Origin of the sequence: Beggiatoa leptomitoformis (assembly GCF_001305575.3) — a bacterium.
Classification (GTDB): Bacteria; Pseudomonadota; Gammaproteobacteria; order Beggiatoales; family Beggiatoaceae; genus Beggiatoa; species Beggiatoa leptomitoformis.
On the sequence record NZ_CP012373.2, the window covers coordinates 2233800 to 2252648 of the forward strand.

Genomic DNA, 18849 nt, shown 5'->3' on the forward strand with positions numbered 1-18849 from the left:
TTTAACCTTTGGGGATTAAGAGATGATAGCCTGTGCTATAAATGAGTACAGCCTCATAAGTAACACCTTCTTTATCAATCGTTGCAAGGTTTGAAAAAAGACTACTTGGAGCTAACCAAATATCACAAATGCTGGTAATTTGTCCCACTGGAGCAGCATACTTGCTGGGGTTATGCAGATACAACGGATAGAAAGGGGTTGTAAATCCGCCAGAACCATCTGGCACGCGGGCTGTAGCCCCGCTGGGCACATTTAAATAAATTAGTGCGGCAATTGACCCTATGTAGCAATTCGCGTTTGTACCTGTGACGGTATTACCATTATTATCAACCGCTTTAGGAATATAAGTGGCAGCAGTATTGCTATAAATAGTGTAATAGAAGTTCACCAAACAAAAAGATGGATAGCTCGTTGTATTCCATGGCTGTCCCCTGCTCAGTTCAAAAATTGGGACTACTCCACTATTCTGTGAATTACCCCACGACGCACCTATTTCCGAAGCCATTACAAGGTATCGGGGATTAGCCCAAATATAGACACTTCCCCCGCTAGTAAGATTCAGCGGCTGTGTAACGGCTGTGGATTGGTTCGTACCTGCATTAGTGGTTTCGTTCCACGCTTCCCATAAGGTTACGGTAAGGCTACTCGTTTGCGAATAAATTTCCACATACTTATAATTACTCGCATTGTCCGCATGGGGAGCTTTTATAATCGTCTTATTAGTCGTGCCTGTACTACTATCATGCACCGACCAACCTGCGGTGGAAATAGTCGTTAAAATAGATGAACTCGCCTTATTACAGCTTGCCGATAGATTATTAACATCGGTTTCACCTGTCAGTATTGCAATAATATCTGCGTGTACATGGGCAAGTGTTGCGCTAGCAGAATATGTGTATTTAGTTCTCATTATCCTTTCCTAATCAATGTGGTTGTATCTATCACGGCGTAACTGTCTGCATTTAGCGTTACCTCCATTTGACTCAAGGCAATTGTTTTTAATAACCCAAATAATTTACCTAATACAAAACCACCCGACGCGGGGTTTACAAACTGAGGATAAGCAGGCGCGTATAAATTACCGCTGGTGTCTTGCCCTGTTGAGGTTGTCGCAAAATCAGCATCCAACGTTTGTACTGTTGCACTGTAGTTATAAAGTAATATTTGCGTGTCTTGATTAAACTGAGTAACACACCTTCCACTCACTAATAGTCTCACTTTATCCAAAGAAGCGGGATAAATTGGCGTATATTCACACGCATAAATCAATGTACTAACCACGCCATTTTGTGTGCTTTGCATAGCAACAAAACGGTTGGAAGAAAACAAAACTAACTTATTTAGTTGATTAACCGTGGGCATAGCAAGGGAAATGCTTGCAGCCGTTGTAACGTTAGTGCCTGATACAGTGGTACTATTCCACGCCTCCATACCGTCTATAGATAAGGAGTTGCTAATTAACCGAATCCGTACAAACTTAATCGCCGTTCCTGTTTCTTGTGGCGCGCTTAAAACGATAAACCCCGTACCACTATCTACCAGCGTCCAGCCAGCGCTGACATCCGTCAACAACTCACTATTTGCCATATCACACGCACTGCCAAGCCCAATAAGTGTTGTCGTTCCTGTTAAAGCAAGACGAATCGCGTCTAAAACGGTCGCATTAGTAGCGGTACTGCTTAAACTCAAACTTAAATACATTAGGAAAATCTCCCATTACTACCTGCTTTTTCTAAGGCTTTTGCTTGTTTATCGCCTGTTTCTTTTACCGTGCTAGAAACACGATCTGAACTACTCAATAATTGCTCTAAAATCGCCTGTGTTCTCTGTTGCGCTTCAATCAAACGGGCAATCAACGCCAACAACTCAGGACTTGCCCCTTGTTGCGTCATTTGTGGTAACTGATTTAGCGGAATAATCGCCTCTCTACCCGCCTCACCAATCAAGCCAATAGTAGGCTTGGTGACAATTCCACCCTCGGCAAACGCAGGTAATCCATATTGTGCCGCAATTGCCAGCACATCCTCTCTGGTATAACCCAGCGCGTCTGCCAACTGACCGCTGGTTACCCCAGACTGTTTAGCCATGTTGTAAATTTCGGTCATGCTTTCTTGGGTAATACCCTTTTGCGCAACAACCGCTCCGACATAATCGGTAATATCTTTTTTGGACACGGCGTTATAAGTTTGTCCATATTGCGCAGCGGTTTGGCTAACCGTTTGCTTATCCACGCCGATTGCGCCCGCTAATCTATCAGGTGCAATGCCATACTGACTTGCTGTATTCACAATCTGACTAACCGATTGCTGATTAACCCCCCCACTCGCCTGCACCGCTTGACTTACATAATCTGCTATTTGCTTATCAGAAACTGCGGGAGTCGTTACTGCATTAGCAACGCTATCCGTGCGTGTGCCTAATTGGGGGAATAAATCCTTAATAACTTGACCTACATTATTAATATCAATCCCAAATTGCGTTCCTAAATCCTTTAAACTCGCAACCAGTTGATTAGTCCCTTGGGCTTGCGTGGTTTCCACTACATTGGAAAGCGTTTGCAATTCTGACAAAGCACTTTCCTGTAATCCCTTCAATTCCCCTGCATAAGTAGAATCTTGAAAAGATTGACTAACACTATTACCTTTAGTGGTTAAATCCACCCCTAACGACGTTAAATCTTTTAAGCCCGCGTCACGAATCGCTTTAAATTGCGCGCTGCTCGCATACATTTCACTGGCAACATCTAAATAAGAACTAAACGCTTCACCGACTTTTTTAGCCGCTTCCGCATCGCCGCCTTGTGCTTTACCTAATAAATCTTGGTATTGCGTTTGCGCAGTACTAAAGCGGTCCTGCGCGCTAAAATAAGTTTTATTGAGCTGAATCGACATCACGCGGTCTTTTAACGATTGCGCAATATCTAATAACTCATTGGCGTTATCTAATTCGGTTTGATGCTTCTCTTCTAGCAAGGATTTTTGTTCTTCATATTGCGTCATAATCGCTTGGCGTAAATCGCCCGCTAAGCTAATCCGCTTTTTCAATTCATCAGGGTCTTGCAAAATTGAGTCTGCATTACCTGTGTAATCCCCATAAACCTGTTCTTTTAACCGTGCAACAGAATCAACAGACAAGCCGTTAAGGCTATTAATATCATCACCAATTCCCTGATTAAGCGAATCTAATGAATCCATTAACTCTGTAAAAACACTAATCCACCCATCTGCCATCGCCCGCGCATCTGTTTCTGCCGTCTGCATGTACGTGACAACTTTCACAGCGTTCTGCATTAATTCATCAGTAGAAATACCTAATTCCTCAGCCCATTTTGCTAAGGTTTCAGGGTTTTGAGATTTCGCCCATTCCGCCGCCTGCGCACTACCAACGCCTAACTCAAGCGTTTGTTTTGCGAACTCATTTAAAGGGTCGCTCAGGGTTAAAAAGTCATTTAATGAGGTATGGAAAGATTCAATAGATTTCGCAAAATCATTTAATCCACTAATCACATCAGGGATAAGTTCTTGTAATTCATCATCGGTAATACCTAAATCTTGGGCATATCCCGCGATGTCGGCTTGATTCAAGCCCTGCAAAAATCCAACGGCTGAATCGGCATTCATGCCCAAGCGATTTACTGAATCGGTTAGCCATTGTGTGACTTGGGCTACTTGCGAGCCGTTGGCGGTGTAATCTAATAACCCTGTTTGCCAAGCGGTAAATTCTGCCAAGCGTTCTTTTTCAGCCGTCGCTTGCTCGCGTAAAATACTGAGATAGTCAACAGCGTAGCCTTCTAATTCATCAATAGAAATCCCTGTTTCACTTGCAATCTTGCGTAGTTGCGTATCATCCAATCCATTTATAGAATTAGCGATGTCCTCAGCACTGCCGCTAAAGTTGATCATGCTCAAATCAGCATTTTTGAAAACATCAGACAATTGATACAGTTTTAAATCCGTGTCATCTAACCCTGTTCCGAATTCACGTAAGGATTGACGTAAGCTATCAAGGCTTTCTACTTCTTTTTCTACTTCTTGAGTTGTATTTGAGGTAGCCGTGTCTGCTTTATCAGATACAGCACTAGCCTGTTGTGATTGCACATAAGGCGCGGTAATAGAAGTAGGCGTAGATACCGCGCTAAACGTCGCACTGCCAATATCTTGCAAGGCGGGTTGTAAATCAGCAAGCATTGCTTTGATGCTTTCATCTTGCATAACGGTAGTCATTACTGCGATAACGTTCTTAACCTCAGAAACGACACCTGCAATATATTCCGCTGCGATTTGTCCACCTGCTGCTAGGGCTGTAGCGGCGGTACTTCCACCTGCGGTTAAACTAACGGCAGAATTATTGCTGGCAGTAATATCTTGATTAGCTGAAAGTGTAGAAGCTGAAACCGTGTTACTCGCAGATATAGATGAAGCCTGTAACATAGGCTCAACTAAACCTGTGTACACCATGTTAGACACGGTAGAAAGTACCGTACTCAACATCTGCTCTTGAAAAGCGTTGGCAAAGGCGTTGCTAAAACGTAATCCTGCATCTTCTGCATTAGTTGCGTTAAGAACGGAATCTTTTAACCAACCACCAACATCTTGCGCAGTTAATGAGGTTGCAAGAGCATCAATTTGTTCAATTAAAATATCAAAACCATTCGCTACGTTAGTAATTCCATCGTTCACACTTTCCGCTTGTAAATTAAAGTATTCAGCAACCTGTTCAGACAACGCGATGGCATCTGCAAATAACGCGGGGTCGCTCATATCACTTGCCATGCCGTCAATTAATGCTCTAAAAGCATCTTTTGACTTAGGCATTTCTAGCCCTAACTGTGTAAATGACGACGTTAAACTATCGTTTAACACCGTCATTTTGTTAGTGCGTTGTTCTTCTTCACTTAAAAAATTACTGTAGAAAGTATCCAAATTGCTAGACAACGTACCAATATCACCAGACGCATCTATTAATGATTGGCTAATTAAACCCGCGTCATAACCAACTAATTTGAACGCATCCTTTAACCCCAATAACGAATTAATAAACGCACTAACCTCTTCTGGTTGTGCATCCCATTCGTTAAAATTATTAACAATTTCCCGCATGTTTTTAAAGAATTGCGCGTCAGGGTCAACAATGTCTTGAGTATCATTTAGCCAAGACATACCGTCTTGAATTTGCGTGGCAAAGTCGTTGGCCATGTTGATGAATGTTTCTTGAGGAACGTCCACCCCGATTGCATTAAACGCATCAGTTAAATAGGTTTGTAACTTACTTTGAGATTCATCAAAGGTTAATCCGCTCCAATCAGTGCTAGCAATCAGGCTGTTCAAGCCGTCTTGTACAGTCCCCGTAATTTGCACGGCGTATTTTTGCGTGTCAGGTTTCCACATGAATTCTTGCGTAGCTTTATCATATAAGCCATCGCTCGCTTGCTTAAGTACGTTTTGAACTTTGTCTGCCATGACGGCTGTTATGCTGGTATCAACACCCGCAATATTCGCCTCGGTAAACGCATTTTTAACCATGATGCTCTGCATACGTGCGAATTGCGTTTCAAAGTCATCAGTCCCCTCATGCACCATGTCTATGACAGATTTAAAGTTAAAGTTATCAGTCAGAGCCTTGCCAATCTTTTGTCCAGCATCCTCAATTAACTTAACGGTAGCGTCAATAGACTCTTGCAATTGCTGATTCGTTTCACTATCAACTTCGCTATAAGTGGTTTTCTTACCCCCGCCGATTAACCCCTTGTTGACTTCCACCGTTTTTACAGCAAACGACGCGCTCAAGTCTTTAAAACTTGCTGTTAAATGTTGCGATTCAACTTCCCACGAACCAAATAACTTATTCATAACGGGTGTAACAGCGAAACCTAACGCTGTACCAACACCGGGCAACGCCACGCTTAAACCTGCACTAATCCCACTGGTTAATGCGCCTTTAATATCACCGCTAAATAGAGACATTATTGACGTAGAAAAACCACCTAAACTACCACCCGCTTTACCCAATTTATCCGTCAAGCCTGATACGGCACTTCCTACGCTTTCCAGCGCACCGCCAGTTTTAAACAGGTCGCCAACACCTGACAGCATTCCGTCACTATCAAAGATACCAGTGATACTGGAAAGAAGACCCTTATCCGATTCCTTACTTGTACTAGGTTGCGTCGTTTGTATTTTGTTTGCTACTTGCTTGACTAAATCGCCCGCACCACTGGCGAATCCTTTCGCCGTGTCAACAATTGCTTGTGCAGACAACGCGGTTGCATTCGCAAAACCTTGCACGCCTTGACCTGCTAAACCCAATGCGTCAACTTGTTGCATATTGGCTGTAGCAAGCGTTTGACCCGCGACTATTTGCTGTTGGTCGGTAACGGTTTTTTGTACAGTAGATTGGGTTAAAGCCTGCGCTTGTTGCTGTTGTGCCTGTGTTAGCGTGTTATTTGCCGTCACAAATTTACTAATATCAATAGCATCAACTTTTGTTTTCCAATACTTCTCGAAGTTTTCAGCCATTTCCTTATCGTTAAGGGATTTAAACTGATTCAAATCAATGCCTAAAATCTTTTTAATATCTGCACTACTGACATTACTTAAGATATTTTTACGGGTATCGCTACGGGTAAAACTCCCTGTATCTTGTGCTGATTTAATCGACGCATAACCACCCATGCCTTGCTGATGCGCAAGGTACATATCGGTTGCACTAATATCATTCGTATATTTTTGAATTTGCTTTAAGTTATCTATGTATAACTTAGCCGCTGCATTGGCGTTAGCGAAAGGGTCAAAGACATTACTGCTATCAAGCCCGTATTGTTTGGCTGTACTTTTGACAAATTGAAATAACCCAGAAGCACCTGAACCTGAGTTATACGCATCGGCATTGAATTTACCACCCGTTTCTATGCTCGCAAACTTCAAGAAATCGGTTTGTGAAATACCGTTTTTAACGGCGGCTTGAATAATCGCTTCAATGGATTGATTATTGCCTTTTGCGGTATAGGTTTGTGAGGTATTGCTTGCAGATACTACATTGCTTTTTTCCACCGCTTTTGTGAGATTAGCGGTAGCATCGTTTAACCCAATATTTACTTTAAGTAATGATTCCTCAATCCCTTTTTGCAGATTAGCAATACCCGTATTAACGCCGTCTATCATGCGTTTAACACTGTCATCCGTTCCCGTTTTAAGGCTTTCTTGGTAAGTTTCAAATATCTTACTTGCTGCACTAACATCTTTAGCCGTTTGTGCGTCTGCAATACCCAACGCACCTTCAAGCGTGACCTTACCGCTATCACCATTAAAGAAACTGGTTATTTGTTCTTTTAATTTAGTGAGCTGGTCTTTTATATTTTGCTTATTAATATCAACTATAAACCCTTTAACCGCATCACCAATCTTTAATTCACCCGTTGCCACTTTTTCTGCATAATCCGCCGCAGAATTGGTCATAGTTTCCCATTGTTTTTGCGTATTCTCTAAGACAGCCTTCTGCTCTAACAGAGACTTGACCGCATCGCGTTGGTCTGGTGCAATGTCAACTAGCGCATTGTATTGCGCGCGCTCTTTTTCTGTGAGTTGTAAAAGGGTGATTTCTTCTTGCAGGGATGCAATGCGGTCAACGCCCGTGCTTTTAGCAGTGGCTTGATTATTTAACGTAATAACCTGTTTAGCGGTTTCTTCACCAACTTGTTTCATCAAATCAAGATATTCACGCGCTTGCTTGGTTAAACCAGACGCATCATAACCTTGTTGTGCTTCAATCAGTGCGGTTTGTGACACAACTAAACGGTCTATTTCAATAACTTGTTTTGCTAATTCTGAATTATATTGTTGGGTTAAATCTAATTCTTTTTGTTGGGTTTCAGACAAGCCGACCTTTTGCAGTTCAAGGCGTTTATCTCTTAATAGTGTGATTGCCTCACCTGCTTGCTGGGCTTGTGATACCAACAAACCTAAGTCATTACCATACTTATCAGTGGCTTCATACTGCGTTTTCTGTTGTGCATTTAATCCCGCTTGGGCTATTTCCGCATAAGCTTCTTTTGCAGTATCAACATATTTCTTAAGCGTATCCGCTTGTTGTTTTATCGCTTGTTCTTCAACTTGCGCCGCTTTCTTACGTGTTTCTTTATTGCCTTCAATTTGTAATTGCAGGGAAATTAACGACTGTTTTTCTTCTTCAGTTGCTTGAAATTTTTGATTTTTTAAAAGTTCTGTAACAGTTTGTTCAGCACCTGCCTGCTTCTCGTTAAGTGTCGACAAGCGCAACTGCTCTGCCATTGAGGTTTTAATCGCTTCTAACTGTTTCTTGTGTCCTTCTGTGCGCTCCGTCTCCATCTTGGTTATTTCAGCAAGGTTGCGCTTTTCCTCATCCAACTGCGTAACTTTCTGATTACCCACAACAACACTCACGGCTTGCTCATCAGCTAATTTCTGAATCTGCGTAATATTGTCCGCATAGCCTTTATTTAAATCAGCTAAAGAAGCATCAATTTCTGCATTATTTTTAGTGATATTAGTGGCAAAATCGGTAGTGGATAATTCAGCAAAAGTGGTATTGCTTGAAGTTTTTATACTTTCAAGATAGCCATTTAACTGAGTAAATTGGTCGCCAACAGCGGGAATATACTCGCCAATACTAACAACGGTTTGGATAAAGCCGATAAAGGTATCGGTCATCGCCCCAATCGTCGTAAAAAACATCGTTTGTATCGCTTGAATGGGAGACTTAAAGGCTTCCCCCATAATCCCCCAACCTTTACTTAATCTACCTACAAGATTATCACCACCCTGCTTAAGGTATTCCCAGCCCTGTAAGGTTGTTGATACAAAAAACATCCCGCCAGTTTTTGCAATATCAAATTGCTCATAAAGATATGAGCCAATTTCCCACCCTGCATAAGCAGCAAACAATAAACCGCCCGCTACCTGTAACTTGCCCATCCAACCGCTGGCAAACTGTGCGGCAACCGCCGTACCATAAAGAGACGTGTTTAATGTGCCCCACAAGACAGAGGTTTTACCCAATAAAGTCGTTTGGGCAGCTAAGTTTGCGCGTAACGCTAACAATGCCATATCAAGCCGACTAGTAGGCACAATCGCCGTGCTGGTAGCAACGGTTAATACATACATTGCACGACTTAAGGTAGTAAATGCAGTGGTTGCCCCACCAACGACAACAGGCAAGCCTTTCATGCCTAAATACAAACCACCACCAACGCCTAAAATATTAACCACGGGCGAGAATGCGCCAATAATTTGCGGTGCGTACCCCGTCATAGTCTTAAGCGCAGACGTTGCATTCTGCATAAGCGGGGTTAAAGTGTCGGAAATAGGCTTTTCAAAAGCGTTTTTAAATTCGGTATAAGCGTTGTTTAAACGGGTATAAGCAGGAATTAAATTTTTCGCACTGGCTTGTGCTGCACCGTCGTATTCTTTGACTGCTTTCAACAAATAATTTTTATACATTTCAGAAGTTATTTTTCCATCTGAAACCATTTGTCGAAATTGTCCGACCGTCACCCCCGCAGCTCTTGCAACCGAATTCAAAATACCCGGCAAAGGTTCTGCAACCTGCATCAACTCCTGCATTTGCAACACGCCACTACCTAATGACTGCGCAATACCATACATTGCAGTCTTAACTTGGTCGCTACTTGCTCCAATATTCGCCGCAACCTGTGAAATACCTTCAATTAATGCGCGGGCTTCCCGCGTTGTCATTAATCCTGCTTGCTGTAAAACTAATGTGCTGGCATAAGATGCTTTAAAGGCTTGTAAATCAGTATTCAGCTTATTTGCTGCATTCGACGCATAATCTTGAGCCTCTGCCAAGCCTTCTAATGTGCCTGTTAAAGACAGTAATCGTGAATTTAACTGTTGAGTCTCTGCAATCGTTTGAACAAAATCGCTACCAACCTGCTTTATAACTGACAAGCCAACAGCCGCCGCAACAACCCCTTTTAAGGTATTAGCCAAACGACTAAAACTATTATCCAGTGAGCCTGCTGCTGTTTTCGCATAGTCCATTCCCCCGCTTAACTTTGCCAGTTCTTCACGGGTTAAGCGGGTTGTACCGACTAAAGCAGAGCCATCGGCGAGGATTTTTACAGTAACGGTAACAGTGGACATGATGGATTACTTGTTTAATGTGCGTACCGCGCTAGATTCAATAACCTGCACAGCACGAATAACAATAGGGGAAATAACTTGTTGTGTTAATGCAAGCCATGCTTGCACCTGAACCCAGTCCAACCCGATTAATCCACCCATCGGCAAATATCGCCACAAATGGCAAACATCGAGAAACAAGTTAAAAGCAGGAACATTGCAAGCATAAACCTGACAAACAACATTATCGGTTTGAATTTGTTCGCCTTCTAAGGCTTCAATCACCTCATCAGGCAAATATCCGTAGTCTTTACGGATATTCACTGCACGTGGGCGAGTTTGTAACATCGCCCAGTGTTCACCGATATTACTTAGATTTTTGTCCACGAAAATTGCGATTGCGCAACTCAGCGTAAGCCCCCATCACCGCAGTACTTAATAACGGGTGATTAGCAATTAACTGCACAGCCTCCACAGGGTCAACGGCAACGCCAGACTTGACGATACCCTCTACCTTTTCAACGACAGCACTAATAAACCCTTTATCGCCATCAGTTTCTACCGCTTCGTCAATTTCATCTTGTGGCACGATGGCATAATGAACCCGTAATTTAATAGGCTTCTTGGGGTCGGCAGTAATGACATTAACATCGGTAGGAATAATAATTTTTTCAGCAATATCAAAACTCATGATGTAAATCTCCTGATTAAAAACAATGGTTAGGTTAGTAAATAGCAATGTACCATTTGGGCGTTAAACCGCCTTTATTGCAGGTACAATCAAGGGTATAAAAATTAATATTGTTTTTTTCCTGTTCGGCAATAGTGGTGATTTGCACTTTACGCGCCCCAACCCGAATAAACTTATCAGTTACCCCATAGGTTACGGCAAAGTCGCGCTCAACAGGGGTTTCATGCTCTGCAAAGGGGTTATACTCCGCTAAAGTAGACTGGCTAAATATCAGCTTTAACTTGGGTAATCCGTCTGTAATGAACACTCCGCCGATACTGTTAGCCTTCTTTGAATCTTCGGACTCAACAACTACATTACCCAAATCCAAAGAGAATTCGCTAAACATAATTTTGGAGACATCCAAGTCTCCCCATGTCAACGTTACATTCTGAAATGGGATAGGCTTAACCCCTGATGTGGTTACATCAGGCATAGCCGTATCTGTTGGCGCGTTATAAATACCTGTTAAATCAAACGCAATTTTAGGCAGTGCTTTTGCTGCTCCTGTAATTACGGCTGTCCCGCGCATGTACGTGGATATCTTTAAGATACCGTCTTGATTAAATCGCGCCGTCATAGATTTCATCAGGCTTTCGTCGCTTGTCGGCTCAAACAATAAGCCCGTAGTCACCGTACTAACCGTTCCCGACGCGCTACTGCTTTCACCATCAACTACATCACTGGGTGTAACAGTGGTTAAGCCCACCTTGCGCACGTATAAAGTCGTTCCTGCAATGTCAATAATTACCCCAACAACAGTCGAGGTAACGCTTACCTCTTCACCCACTTCAAACGTACCCGTTACGCCTGACAGAGCCAGCACATAAGCATCATTTTTAACCGTTGCGCAGGCTTGCAGCGGAACAGTCCATTCAGGCACAAGAATATTTCCTGCTTCCCGCCCTAACGCTTTCATTTCTACTTCGATAGATTCCTTGAACATGGACGCGGTAATTGCAGAGCCGAAAGCCCCGAATTCTCTGTCCAGAACATTACGGTCAATCGGCGTGCTGTTTTTATCAACTTTTGCGCCTACATTAGCTAATATGGCGGTAAAACCGCTATTAGGGTTAACACCCGCCGTTGCTTCTAATGCAGCTTCAACAACGGCTCGTTTCGTAAATTTTATTTCGTAAGCCATTACTAGCTCCTGTCACTGATTACGGTATAAGGCAAGAGGTAATGTTCTTGCCAGACTAAAATATCGTCGGTAAAGTCATAAACCCGACCGCCTCTATACTCCAATCGTTGCACTTGCCCGATTGGTTTAAACCCTAAAAGTTTGCTCATTACTTGAGCCCGTAACTGATTCATTTGGTCGGAACTATCCGAACCAAAATCATCTGTATTGTTTTCAATCATCAATATAATGACGAATAAAGTAGAAACTGTTTGCAACACACCCGTAGCGGCTTGGTTATCTGTTGCCGTCACACCGCTTTCAAACACATAAGCACTCGGCATGTTGTCAACGTTATCCGCTCCAGCCTTCAGATTTGCCACCCCAGAAACTTCTAAAAAATCTGTAATTTCTTTTAGTTTTAAAACAATTTGTTGTCTGACTATTGAGTCTTCAGCGATAATACTTCCCGTTGTAACACCACCAACTAACGCAACAGCCCCACTATCAACCAACGCGGTGGTATCCTGCGTGCTAACACTGCCTGTTAGCGCAATAACGCCACTATCAACATACGTAGGTTCAATCAGGGTAACGCTACCCACTAAGCGAACAATCCCCGCATCAATCTGTTCTGCTATCACAGCAGTAGGCGTAACATCGCCAACTAATTGAATATTCCCTGTAAAAACTAAATTGGTTTGTTCCGCTGTGACACTGCCAACTAACGCAACAATCCCACTATCAACCAGCGCGGTGGTGTCTTGTGTGGTAACGCTACCGACTAGGGCAATATCCCCACGCAATCTTGGCAAGCCAAACCAAAAATTATGCGCCGCTGGCTGAAACCCGCTTTCAAACGTGGTGGGAAATAACGCTTGTCTAGGTAGGTTTAATCGGGAGCAATTGTTCATAAAGTTGCTCATCCCTTAAATCGGGTTCATGATAATTACCCTCTGTGCAATGCCTGATTTCATGGTCGACAATCGCCTGTTCACGCTGATTAAAGTAAGGAAAGGCATCTGTCGGCGCAACAACAATACACAGATTTTCTTCATTAAATATCCTTGTACACCCTACATAGGGATAGCTGACCCCTGTCAACGTTGCACAGTCTGTGGGTACTCTATCTTCATCTACTTGATGAATAATCAAGCCAAACCCATTTGATAACCGTGTAGGATGCTCTGCACAACCAAGCAACAAAAAAGGAATAATAAGCAGTAATAAGTGCATGACTTACCCCGCTAACAATCTGAATGTGCCTTGCTGTATTCCAGATACAGTCGTCGTACACATTTGCATAATGGAAATCGCGGCATTTTCATCTATTTGGGGTAATAATAAAGCAATAGGGTCTCTACTCTCTGCAACGTTTGCCTGTTGCAAAGACATTTCAGACACCTGCTTAACTAGCATCAACCCAATATCGCCCGCGCTTGGCGTTACTGTTGCCATTTGAAAAGATTGAATAGACTGCACGCCTTTATCCCCTGCCTGTAACAAGACAGGAAAGGCTTGTCCAACGACGGGGTTAGTTGCAGGTATCGTGGCGGTAGCGGTTCTATTTGCGACACCTTCTGAATTTGTGTACTTGATGGTGATGCTTGGCGCGGCGTTATCTGTTCCTTGATAAAAATTAACCCACAATTGCACGCCTTCCCCATTGCTTGCGCGGGTAGGTAACGCAACTGAATTAATGGCTTGCAATGTCAAGCTATTACCAACAAGCCCACTATTTCCCCACAAAAAGTCGTACAGGAAAAAAGAGGAGGCGACTGAGCTAGACATAAACCATTTACCTAAATACAGCTTTTCGCCAGATGGCGGGGCAGTAAAGCGAATAGCCCCGACACTATCTTTATTGAAGGTTTGACCTGCACCAGTTGAAGGTGTTACACCTGCGCCATACGTCCAAGTCGTTCCCCAATAATTGAAAAACGTCCCTGCTCCTTTTGTTGTCGTTGATGGCGCATAAAAATTCAACACTTGCTGTGCATTGCACGCAGCAATAACAGAATCCCAGTTCTGAATCACACTACACCCCCATCTACCCAACTAACCGTTATATTTCCTTCAGGGATATACAGCGGTTTACCTATCGGATATAGGCTTGGCGTTGTAAACGGTAAGGCAAGTAATATCTTACTAACTGTAAAATCAATAATACCCAGATATAACGGCGTGTAAGCAATGGTCAGCGGGGGGAAATTAACCGTAGAACTCCCCCCCACAAAACTAACTACTTGATGAGCGTAATTAACATCGCTCACTTCCTCAGTCGGTGCGTTTACCTGAATGCCGTCATCGCCTAAATACAGTGCACACCTCAGACTCGTTGGCATCGAATAGGGTGCAATACCTAATACATGGTCTCGCATCTTTGCCGCGAGATAATCGGTTATGATGGTGTTAGCCATTAATAAGTCCCCCAATCAGTCCGACTAACTCCTTGTCCAAAAGAAGCCTTAAATGGGCTAGTTGTAGCGGAGTCAATTGTTTCTTTAATCATCAAACCAGCCTTGCCAGAACCAACATCTAATAACCATGTCATCACATCGTTATACCGCTTGGTGACTTCGGTTATATCTTTAAACTTGCGTTCCGCTATGAAGTAACGCGCAATATCCCCACACCCTCGTTTAACGGGATTCACTGCGATTGTTGCGTCGTTGAGAGGCATTTGATAACGTCGTGCAAAATAACTAGTCATGAGTTTTTCAGCGTCTGCCAATGCCTCATTGATAGCCTCTAAACCCGCTTGCGCTGTTTCAACTTGTTCAGATGTCCACGCGCTAGTGTTTTCATCTTTAATCAAGGCTTCTAAGCACTCAGGGACAATATTCGCCGCTGTTGGGCTACTTTTTGGCGTTGCTGTCTTTGCCAGTTCTTTCGCTTGGTAGTACAGCAACATATCAAGGGCAGTTGCATAAGCCATGATTAAGCCACGCAGTTAGTGAATAAATAACCCACATCAGGACAAATAATGTTTTCGTCTACATCTTCGCCTGCATACACCGCATAACCACCGCGTCCACCCATTGTCGGAACAGGAACAGTTTTAACTTGACGTGTCCCCCACGAAACAGTGAAGCCAAACGTCACTAAACCACTTTTTGTGGTATCCGCCCGTGGGTCAACGTAAATCAACGCGCAATGTTTGCCCCATAAACGGGTCATGTTTTCCACTAAACCTTCAGGGGCTGCGTTGTAAAAGCTGTCACCAATGATGATGTTATCTAATTCGAATAACTCTCTAACGGCATCAACTCGCGCAATCCCGCTCCCCCCTTCATTACCATGAACGGCTTTTAAGATTTCAGGGTTTCTGGATAATTTTGACCATGCAGCCCGTCCAATCACCATCGTGTTAGGTCGGTAAATCGGCTTATCCAAAGCATCCCCAATTTTTTGGACGGGTAAGCTTGCAGCATTACTCCATTGGTCTGTCCCTGTTAATGTCTCCTTTTGCCCAGTCACATAAGTGCTTGCATTAAACACCATGTCAGCCACGCGTTTTTCACGGTCAAGTAAAACCCAATTGATTGCAGCTTCAGCCGCGCGGTCTAATGGATTACCTTCACGTCCCGCGTTGTCGATGTCCGCTTGAGGCACAGGGCTACCGATGTAATGCGGTTCTGTTTTTCCAGTTTTTTCCTCGCCTTTCAGCTCTACAATATTCGGTTCTGACGTGCGACCCGTCCGCGTATCAGGAATACGCATGGCAGTTTCTCTGTTGATAGCAATGTAGTCATAAGATTGACGAGACACGGGAGTAACACGCGGTAAAACCATATCGGCAATAAATTTACGATTGCTATAGGCAATTACCAAAGGCAATCTTTCACTGTCGACTGGATAGTTTCCTAAGTCAGAAAAGTCTCTAAAAACATCAAGGGGATTTAATTTAGACATGCTATTTTTTCCTATTCGTCTGTTGTCACGCCAAAAATTAACCCAGCGAGCGATACACCAATACCTGCAATCGTTTCAGCACTTTCAGGACTAATCACCGCACCAAAAGCACTAAGAAACGTCACTAACCCAAGCCACGTCGAGCGTTCACCCACCAACTTGATAAAATAGTTTTTATTGATGGTCATGATTAATATCTGCCAAATTGAATCAGCACAGGAATAACTTGCTCAGCAACGCCACCACTTAAGGCTTTACCAATCAACTCATCACCTGCGGTTGTCGTCGCAACGGCTTTTCCGTTTGCATCGGTAGTCAGCCAATCACCAAAAGCAACCACGTCCCCGCAAGTCACTTCTGCGATACCCGCTTGAACAATATCTACACGGTCGCCCGACGTGATATTTAAGCTATTGGCAACGCCGAGTAACTTGTCAGTTTCAGCCGCAGCGGGAACAACATAACCAGCAGAAGCCCCAATTTTGACAATCAGATAAGGCGCAACGTCTGCACCCGCTTGATAACACTTAATCAATTGATTATTAGGATTCATGGTTAGATTTTTCCTTGTCCTGACAGCTCAGATTTCGCCGTTGAAAATGAGATGATACGACCAGCTTTACCCTGCGCTTCCACATAATCAGAAATCATCTTTGCTTGCTGCATTACACTGGTAGCAACATCGTTTTCCTGACCGAATTGATTAGAACGCCCGAGTTGCACTTGCTGAGGTAACTTTTCTAAAAACTGTTTGAAGAAAACAGATGGGCTTGATTTTTCTTGCTTCCCGTCCGTACTGGAAAACTCAAACGTCCGAGAGCCTTCCGCCTCACGCAAATCAACCATAAACTCGCTCAAACCAGTTACTTGCGCAGGGATTAATTTACCCTGTCCAACTAAGGCATCAAGCAACTGCTTATTCTCTGCAAACATTGCCGCACGTTCTTGTGAGGCTAACCGCGCCTTCAATGCAGCAATTTCACGTTCAGTGGCTTTTGTAGCCTCAGTTCTCGCCAATTCAATTTGCGCTTGAACGTAATCGCGGAACTCCTTAGATTCAATGATTTTTTCATTAAAATTCTTGGGGTCAGTTTTATCTTCTTGCGCTTTAACTGTCTTCGCCTCAGCTTCTCCATTGGCTTTATCTTTTACTTCGGGTGGCATATCTGCGTACTCCTTCTCACAATTGAACTCAAAAATACAGGCATCATCAGACGCATTAAAAATGGGCTTTAACCCCTTAATCGCTGGGGGAACTGCCCCTAAAAATCCGACATGTCTTAACATCCAACCACTATCTGTTTTTGCCAAACTGACTGAACGGTTGCGGTATCGCCCTTCTTTTACCAACGCCTCAAATTCAGGTGCTACATCTCTGAACTTGGCAAGCAATACGTTACCGACTCTTTTTAGTTCCGCCGTCCAACCCCATGCAGGGTCGTTAGTTTTAGGGTGTCCGATGACAATCGGCGCTGAATTACTTGCATCACCATGATTCGCAATAATTTGGTCTAAATCTTCAATAGACCATTCGAATGTATCGCCTTTAGAATCGGTTTGTTTTCCAGCCCGAAAAATCTCGGTAAATGTGTCAGTAAACATAATTTTTCACTTTAACGATTTACTAGTAAGCAATATAGATAAAATGATTTATAATTAATAGGGTAATGTAGTTTACACATACAAAAATGCTTAAAATGAGGTAAAGTATGGATAAGACCGAGTTGCAAAAATTATTGCCGCCCAAAATGTGGCAATTAAGCATGGTGATAGGGCTAGAAGATACCCTTGAACTAATCAATAGATACGCCAATCAACGCTTGTACATCCCTACTAAAAACACGGGGAAATTTGCATTTTTAAGCGAGGATGCCCAAGCTAAATTACGTATAAGATATGGCGGTACATTAATAGACGTACCACAATGCAAAACTTTAAAAAACGCCATTCGTGATAAAGAAATAAAAGAAAGGCGTATAAATGGCGCGATAGTTGTGAGGTTGTCGCATGAATACGGCGTGACAAGACAGTGGATACATAAAATTATCAATGGCTAAAATAAACGAACAGAACAAACTTAAAGCACGCAATATGTACGTGTATGAATACCGCAACCTTGAAGAAATAGCGGAGCTACTCGGTACGGTTGCATCGACAACTGTTCGAGCATGGAAAGAAAAATCTGCCAAATTGGGAGACGATTGGGATAAAGCACGCTCTGCCCACCGTATAGCTGAGGGTGGATTGAGTGCTATTAATGCACGGTTATTAGAAGAACTAGCGAGAAATTCACAGAATATTTTTGAAAAAATAAAAGAGCTGGAGAATCCACTTGAGGCGGTAGGTGCTATTGCTCAACTCGGAGATAGCTATTCAAAATTAACGCGAGCAATCAGAGACGGCACACCGCAATTAAATGAATTAGCTGTTATTCAAAAAACCTTGACAATTTTAAGAAAATTTATAGAAGAAAAGTATCCGCAGCATCTAACCGCATTCGTGGACATCTTAGAGCCATTTGCGGTGCATATGACAAAACAAGTAGGGAATAAAAAATGAGTTCAACAACTGATGATGTTGCCAGCCGCATAGCCAGAATGGAAGAACGGATAACTGCGGGCAATAAAACCCTAGTTAGAGTAGATGAGAAACTAGATAAACTAATCGTATTAGAGGAACGTTCTATGAATCACGACAAACAAATTCAAAAGCTAGAAGATGAATTAGAAGGGGTCAAGGAAGAGCTGAGCTATTGGAAAACCTTTCGCAGGATAGGTATGTGGCTTTTAGGTATTAGCGGGTCTATTCTCATGCTGCTTTTAGGTTACTACCTCAACAATCATTAAACGGCGATTAAACCCGATTTAAAACGATTTAAAACCGATTTAAAAACGTTTAACTTTTCTTAGTAGCCCGATTGCATACCTTAGCAATTAAACCGCTTTAAAAAGCCATTTAAGAAGAAA

General features: G+C 43.0%; 18 protein-coding genes. 3 read left to right on the forward strand and 15 right to left on the reverse strand.

Features of this window, described 5'->3' with window-relative positions; translation table 11 throughout:
• Position 1: 1 nt before the first annotated feature.
• The 15 genes from AL038_RS09340 to AL038_RS09410 are packed head-to-tail and all read right to left on the reverse strand — an operon-like array spanning position 2 to position 17485.
• A complete protein-coding gene (locus AL038_RS09340) occupies positions 2 to 910 on the reverse strand; it encodes a hypothetical protein (RefSeq protein ID WP_062152172.1) in 909 nt (302 codons plus the stop codon).
• Positions 910 to 1701: a hypothetical protein gene (locus AL038_RS09345; RefSeq protein ID WP_062152174.1), complete on the reverse strand. Its 792-nt coding sequence runs from the start codon at positions 1699 to 1701 to the stop codon at positions 910 to 912. Before AL038_RS09345 ends, AL038_RS09340 begins: the two co-directional genes overlap by 1 nt.
• Positions 1701 to 10136 carry a tape measure protein gene (locus tag AL038_RS09350; RefSeq protein WP_062152176.1) on the reverse strand — a complete coding sequence of 2812 codons (8436 nt, stop codon included), beginning with the start codon at positions 10134 to 10136 and terminating at the stop codon, positions 1701 to 1703. The genes AL038_RS09345 and AL038_RS09350 overlap by 1 nt, the downstream gene beginning before the upstream one ends.
• A gap of 6 nt (positions 10137 to 10142) precedes the next feature.
• Positions 10143 to 10502, reverse strand: coding sequence for a DUF1799 domain-containing protein (locus AL038_RS09355; RefSeq protein WP_145917083.1), 360 nt, complete (start codon positions 10500 to 10502; stop codon positions 10143 to 10145).
• A complete protein-coding gene (locus AL038_RS09360; protein WP_062152180.1) occupies positions 10483 to 10806 on the reverse strand; it encodes a hypothetical protein in 324 nt (107 codons plus the stop codon). Before AL038_RS09360 ends, AL038_RS09355 begins: the two co-directional genes overlap by 20 nt.
• Positions 10807 to 10840: 34 nt before the next feature.
• Positions 10841 to 11989 carry a hypothetical protein gene (locus AL038_RS09365; protein WP_062152183.1) on the reverse strand — a complete coding sequence of 383 codons (1149 nt, stop codon included), beginning with the start codon at positions 11987 to 11989 and terminating at the stop codon, positions 10841 to 10843.
• 2 nt (positions 11990 to 11991) lie between these two features.
• Positions 11992 to 12882: a phage tail terminator protein gene (locus AL038_RS09370; protein WP_062152185.1), complete on the reverse strand. Its 891-nt coding sequence runs from the start codon at positions 12880 to 12882 to the stop codon at positions 11992 to 11994.
• Positions 12851 to 13204, reverse strand: a complete 354-nt coding sequence (locus AL038_RS09375) for a hypothetical protein (RefSeq protein ID WP_062152187.1) — start codon at positions 13202 to 13204, stop codon at positions 12851 to 12853. The genes AL038_RS09370 and AL038_RS09375 overlap by 32 nt, the downstream gene beginning before the upstream one ends.
• 3 nt (positions 13205 to 13207) lie before the next feature.
• Positions 13208 to 14005, reverse strand: a complete 798-nt coding sequence (locus tag AL038_RS09380; RefSeq protein ID WP_062152189.1) for a hypothetical protein — start codon at positions 14003 to 14005, stop codon at positions 13208 to 13210.
• Positions 14002 to 14388: a hypothetical protein gene (locus AL038_RS09385; protein ID WP_062152191.1), complete on the reverse strand. Its 387-nt coding sequence runs from the start codon at positions 14386 to 14388 to the stop codon at positions 14002 to 14004. The genes AL038_RS09380 and AL038_RS09385 overlap by 4 nt, the downstream gene beginning before the upstream one ends.
• Positions 14388 to 14906 carry a DUF1320 domain-containing protein gene (locus tag AL038_RS09390; RefSeq protein ID WP_062152193.1) on the reverse strand — a complete coding sequence of 173 codons (519 nt, stop codon included), beginning with the start codon at positions 14904 to 14906 and terminating at the stop codon, positions 14388 to 14390. Before AL038_RS09390 ends, AL038_RS09385 begins: the two co-directional genes overlap by 1 nt.
• 2 nt (positions 14907 to 14908) lie before the next feature.
• Positions 14909 to 15883, reverse strand: a complete 975-nt coding sequence (locus AL038_RS09395) for a major capsid protein (RefSeq protein ID WP_062152195.1) — start codon at positions 15881 to 15883, stop codon at positions 14909 to 14911.
• Positions 15884 to 15894: 11 nt separating this feature from the next.
• The gene (locus AL038_RS09400) at positions 15895 to 16071 is read right to left on the reverse strand and encodes a hypothetical protein (protein WP_161575456.1); all 177 of its coding nucleotides are present in this window, start codon (positions 16069 to 16071) and stop codon (positions 15895 to 15897) included.
• 2 nt (positions 16072 to 16073) lie between these two features.
• Positions 16074 to 16436: a DUF2190 family protein gene (locus tag AL038_RS09405; RefSeq protein WP_062152197.1), complete on the reverse strand. Its 363-nt coding sequence runs from the start codon at positions 16434 to 16436 to the stop codon at positions 16074 to 16076.
• 2 nt (positions 16437 to 16438) lie between these two features.
• Positions 16439 to 17485: a hypothetical protein gene (locus AL038_RS09410; protein WP_062152199.1), complete on the reverse strand. Its 1047-nt coding sequence runs from the start codon at positions 17483 to 17485 to the stop codon at positions 16439 to 16441.
• A 107-nt stretch (positions 17486 to 17592) separates the two neighbouring features.
• Between AL038_RS09410 and AL038_RS09415 the strand changes: the two genes are divergently transcribed.
• From AL038_RS09415 to AL038_RS09425, 3 genes are read left to right on the forward strand one after another with little or no spacing between them, the layout of a single operon-like run.
• On the forward strand, positions 17593 to 17940 hold the full coding sequence (locus AL038_RS09415; RefSeq protein WP_062152201.1) for a Mor transcription activator family protein: 348 nt from the start codon (positions 17593 to 17595) through the stop codon (positions 17938 to 17940).
• Positions 17933 to 18442, forward strand: coding sequence for a DUF1804 family protein (locus tag AL038_RS09420; protein WP_062152203.1), 510 nt, complete (start codon positions 17933 to 17935; stop codon positions 18440 to 18442). The genes AL038_RS09415 and AL038_RS09420 overlap by 8 nt, the downstream gene beginning before the upstream one ends.
• Positions 18439 to 18729, forward strand: a complete 291-nt coding sequence (locus tag AL038_RS09425) for a hypothetical protein (protein WP_062152205.1) — start codon at positions 18439 to 18441, stop codon at positions 18727 to 18729. Before AL038_RS09420 ends, AL038_RS09425 begins: the two co-directional genes overlap by 4 nt.
• The last annotated feature ends 120 nt before the right edge of the window (positions 18730 to 18849 follow it).

Bases quoted from the DNA above. Each gene is read 5' to 3' on its own strand.
- AL038_RS09340 (WP_062152172.1), bottom strand. From the start codon at position 910: ATGAGAACTAAATACACATATTCTGCTAGCGCAACACTTGCCCATGTA.
- AL038_RS09345 (WP_062152174.1), bottom strand. From the start codon at position 1,701: ATGTATTTAAGTTTGAGTTTAAGCAGTACCGCTACTAATGCGACCGTT.
- AL038_RS09350 (WP_062152176.1), bottom strand. From the start codon at position 10,136: ATGTCCACTGTTACCGTTACTGTAAAAATCCTCGCCGATGGCTCTGCT.
- AL038_RS09360 (WP_062152180.1), bottom strand. From the start codon at position 10,806: ATGAGTTTTGATATTGCTGAAAAAATTATTATTCCTACCGATGTTAAT.
- AL038_RS09365 (WP_062152183.1), bottom strand. From the start codon at position 11,989: ATGGCTTACGAAATAAAATTTACGAAACGAGCCGTTGTTGAAGCTGCA.
- AL038_RS09370 (WP_062152185.1), bottom strand. From the start codon at position 12,882: ATGAACAATTGCTCCCGATTAAACCTACCTAGACAAGCGTTATTTCCC.
- AL038_RS09375 (WP_062152187.1), bottom strand. From the start codon at position 13,204: ATGCACTTATTACTGCTTATTATTCCTTTTTTGTTGCTTGGTTGTGCA.
- AL038_RS09385 (WP_062152191.1), bottom strand. From the start codon at position 14,388: ATGGCTAACACCATCATAACCGATTATCTCGCGGCAAAGATGCGAGAC.
- AL038_RS09390 (WP_062152193.1), bottom strand. From the start codon at position 14,906: ATGGCTTATGCAACTGCCCTTGATATGTTGCTGTACTACCAAGCGAAA.
- AL038_RS09395 (WP_062152195.1), bottom strand. From the start codon at position 15,883: ATGTCTAAATTAAATCCCCTTGATGTTTTTAGAGACTTTTCTGACTTA.
- AL038_RS09400 (WP_161575456.1), bottom strand. From the start codon at position 16,071: ATGACCATCAATAAAAACTATTTTATCAAGTTGGTGGGTGAACGCTCG.
- AL038_RS09405 (WP_062152197.1), bottom strand. From the start codon at position 16,436: ATGAATCCTAATAATCAATTGATTAAGTGTTATCAAGCGGGTGCAGAC.
- AL038_RS09410 (WP_062152199.1), bottom strand. From the start codon at position 17,485: ATGTTTACTGACACATTTACCGAGATTTTTCGGGCTGGAAAACAAACC.
- AL038_RS09415 (WP_062152201.1), top strand. From the start codon at position 17,593: ATGGATAAGACCGAGTTGCAAAAATTATTGCCGCCCAAAATGTGGCAA.
- AL038_RS09420 (WP_062152203.1), top strand. From the start codon at position 17,933: ATGGCTAAAATAAACGAACAGAACAAACTTAAAGCACGCAATATGTAC.
- AL038_RS09425 (WP_062152205.1), top strand. From the start codon at position 18,439: ATGAGTTCAACAACTGATGATGTTGCCAGCCGCATAGCCAGAATGGAA.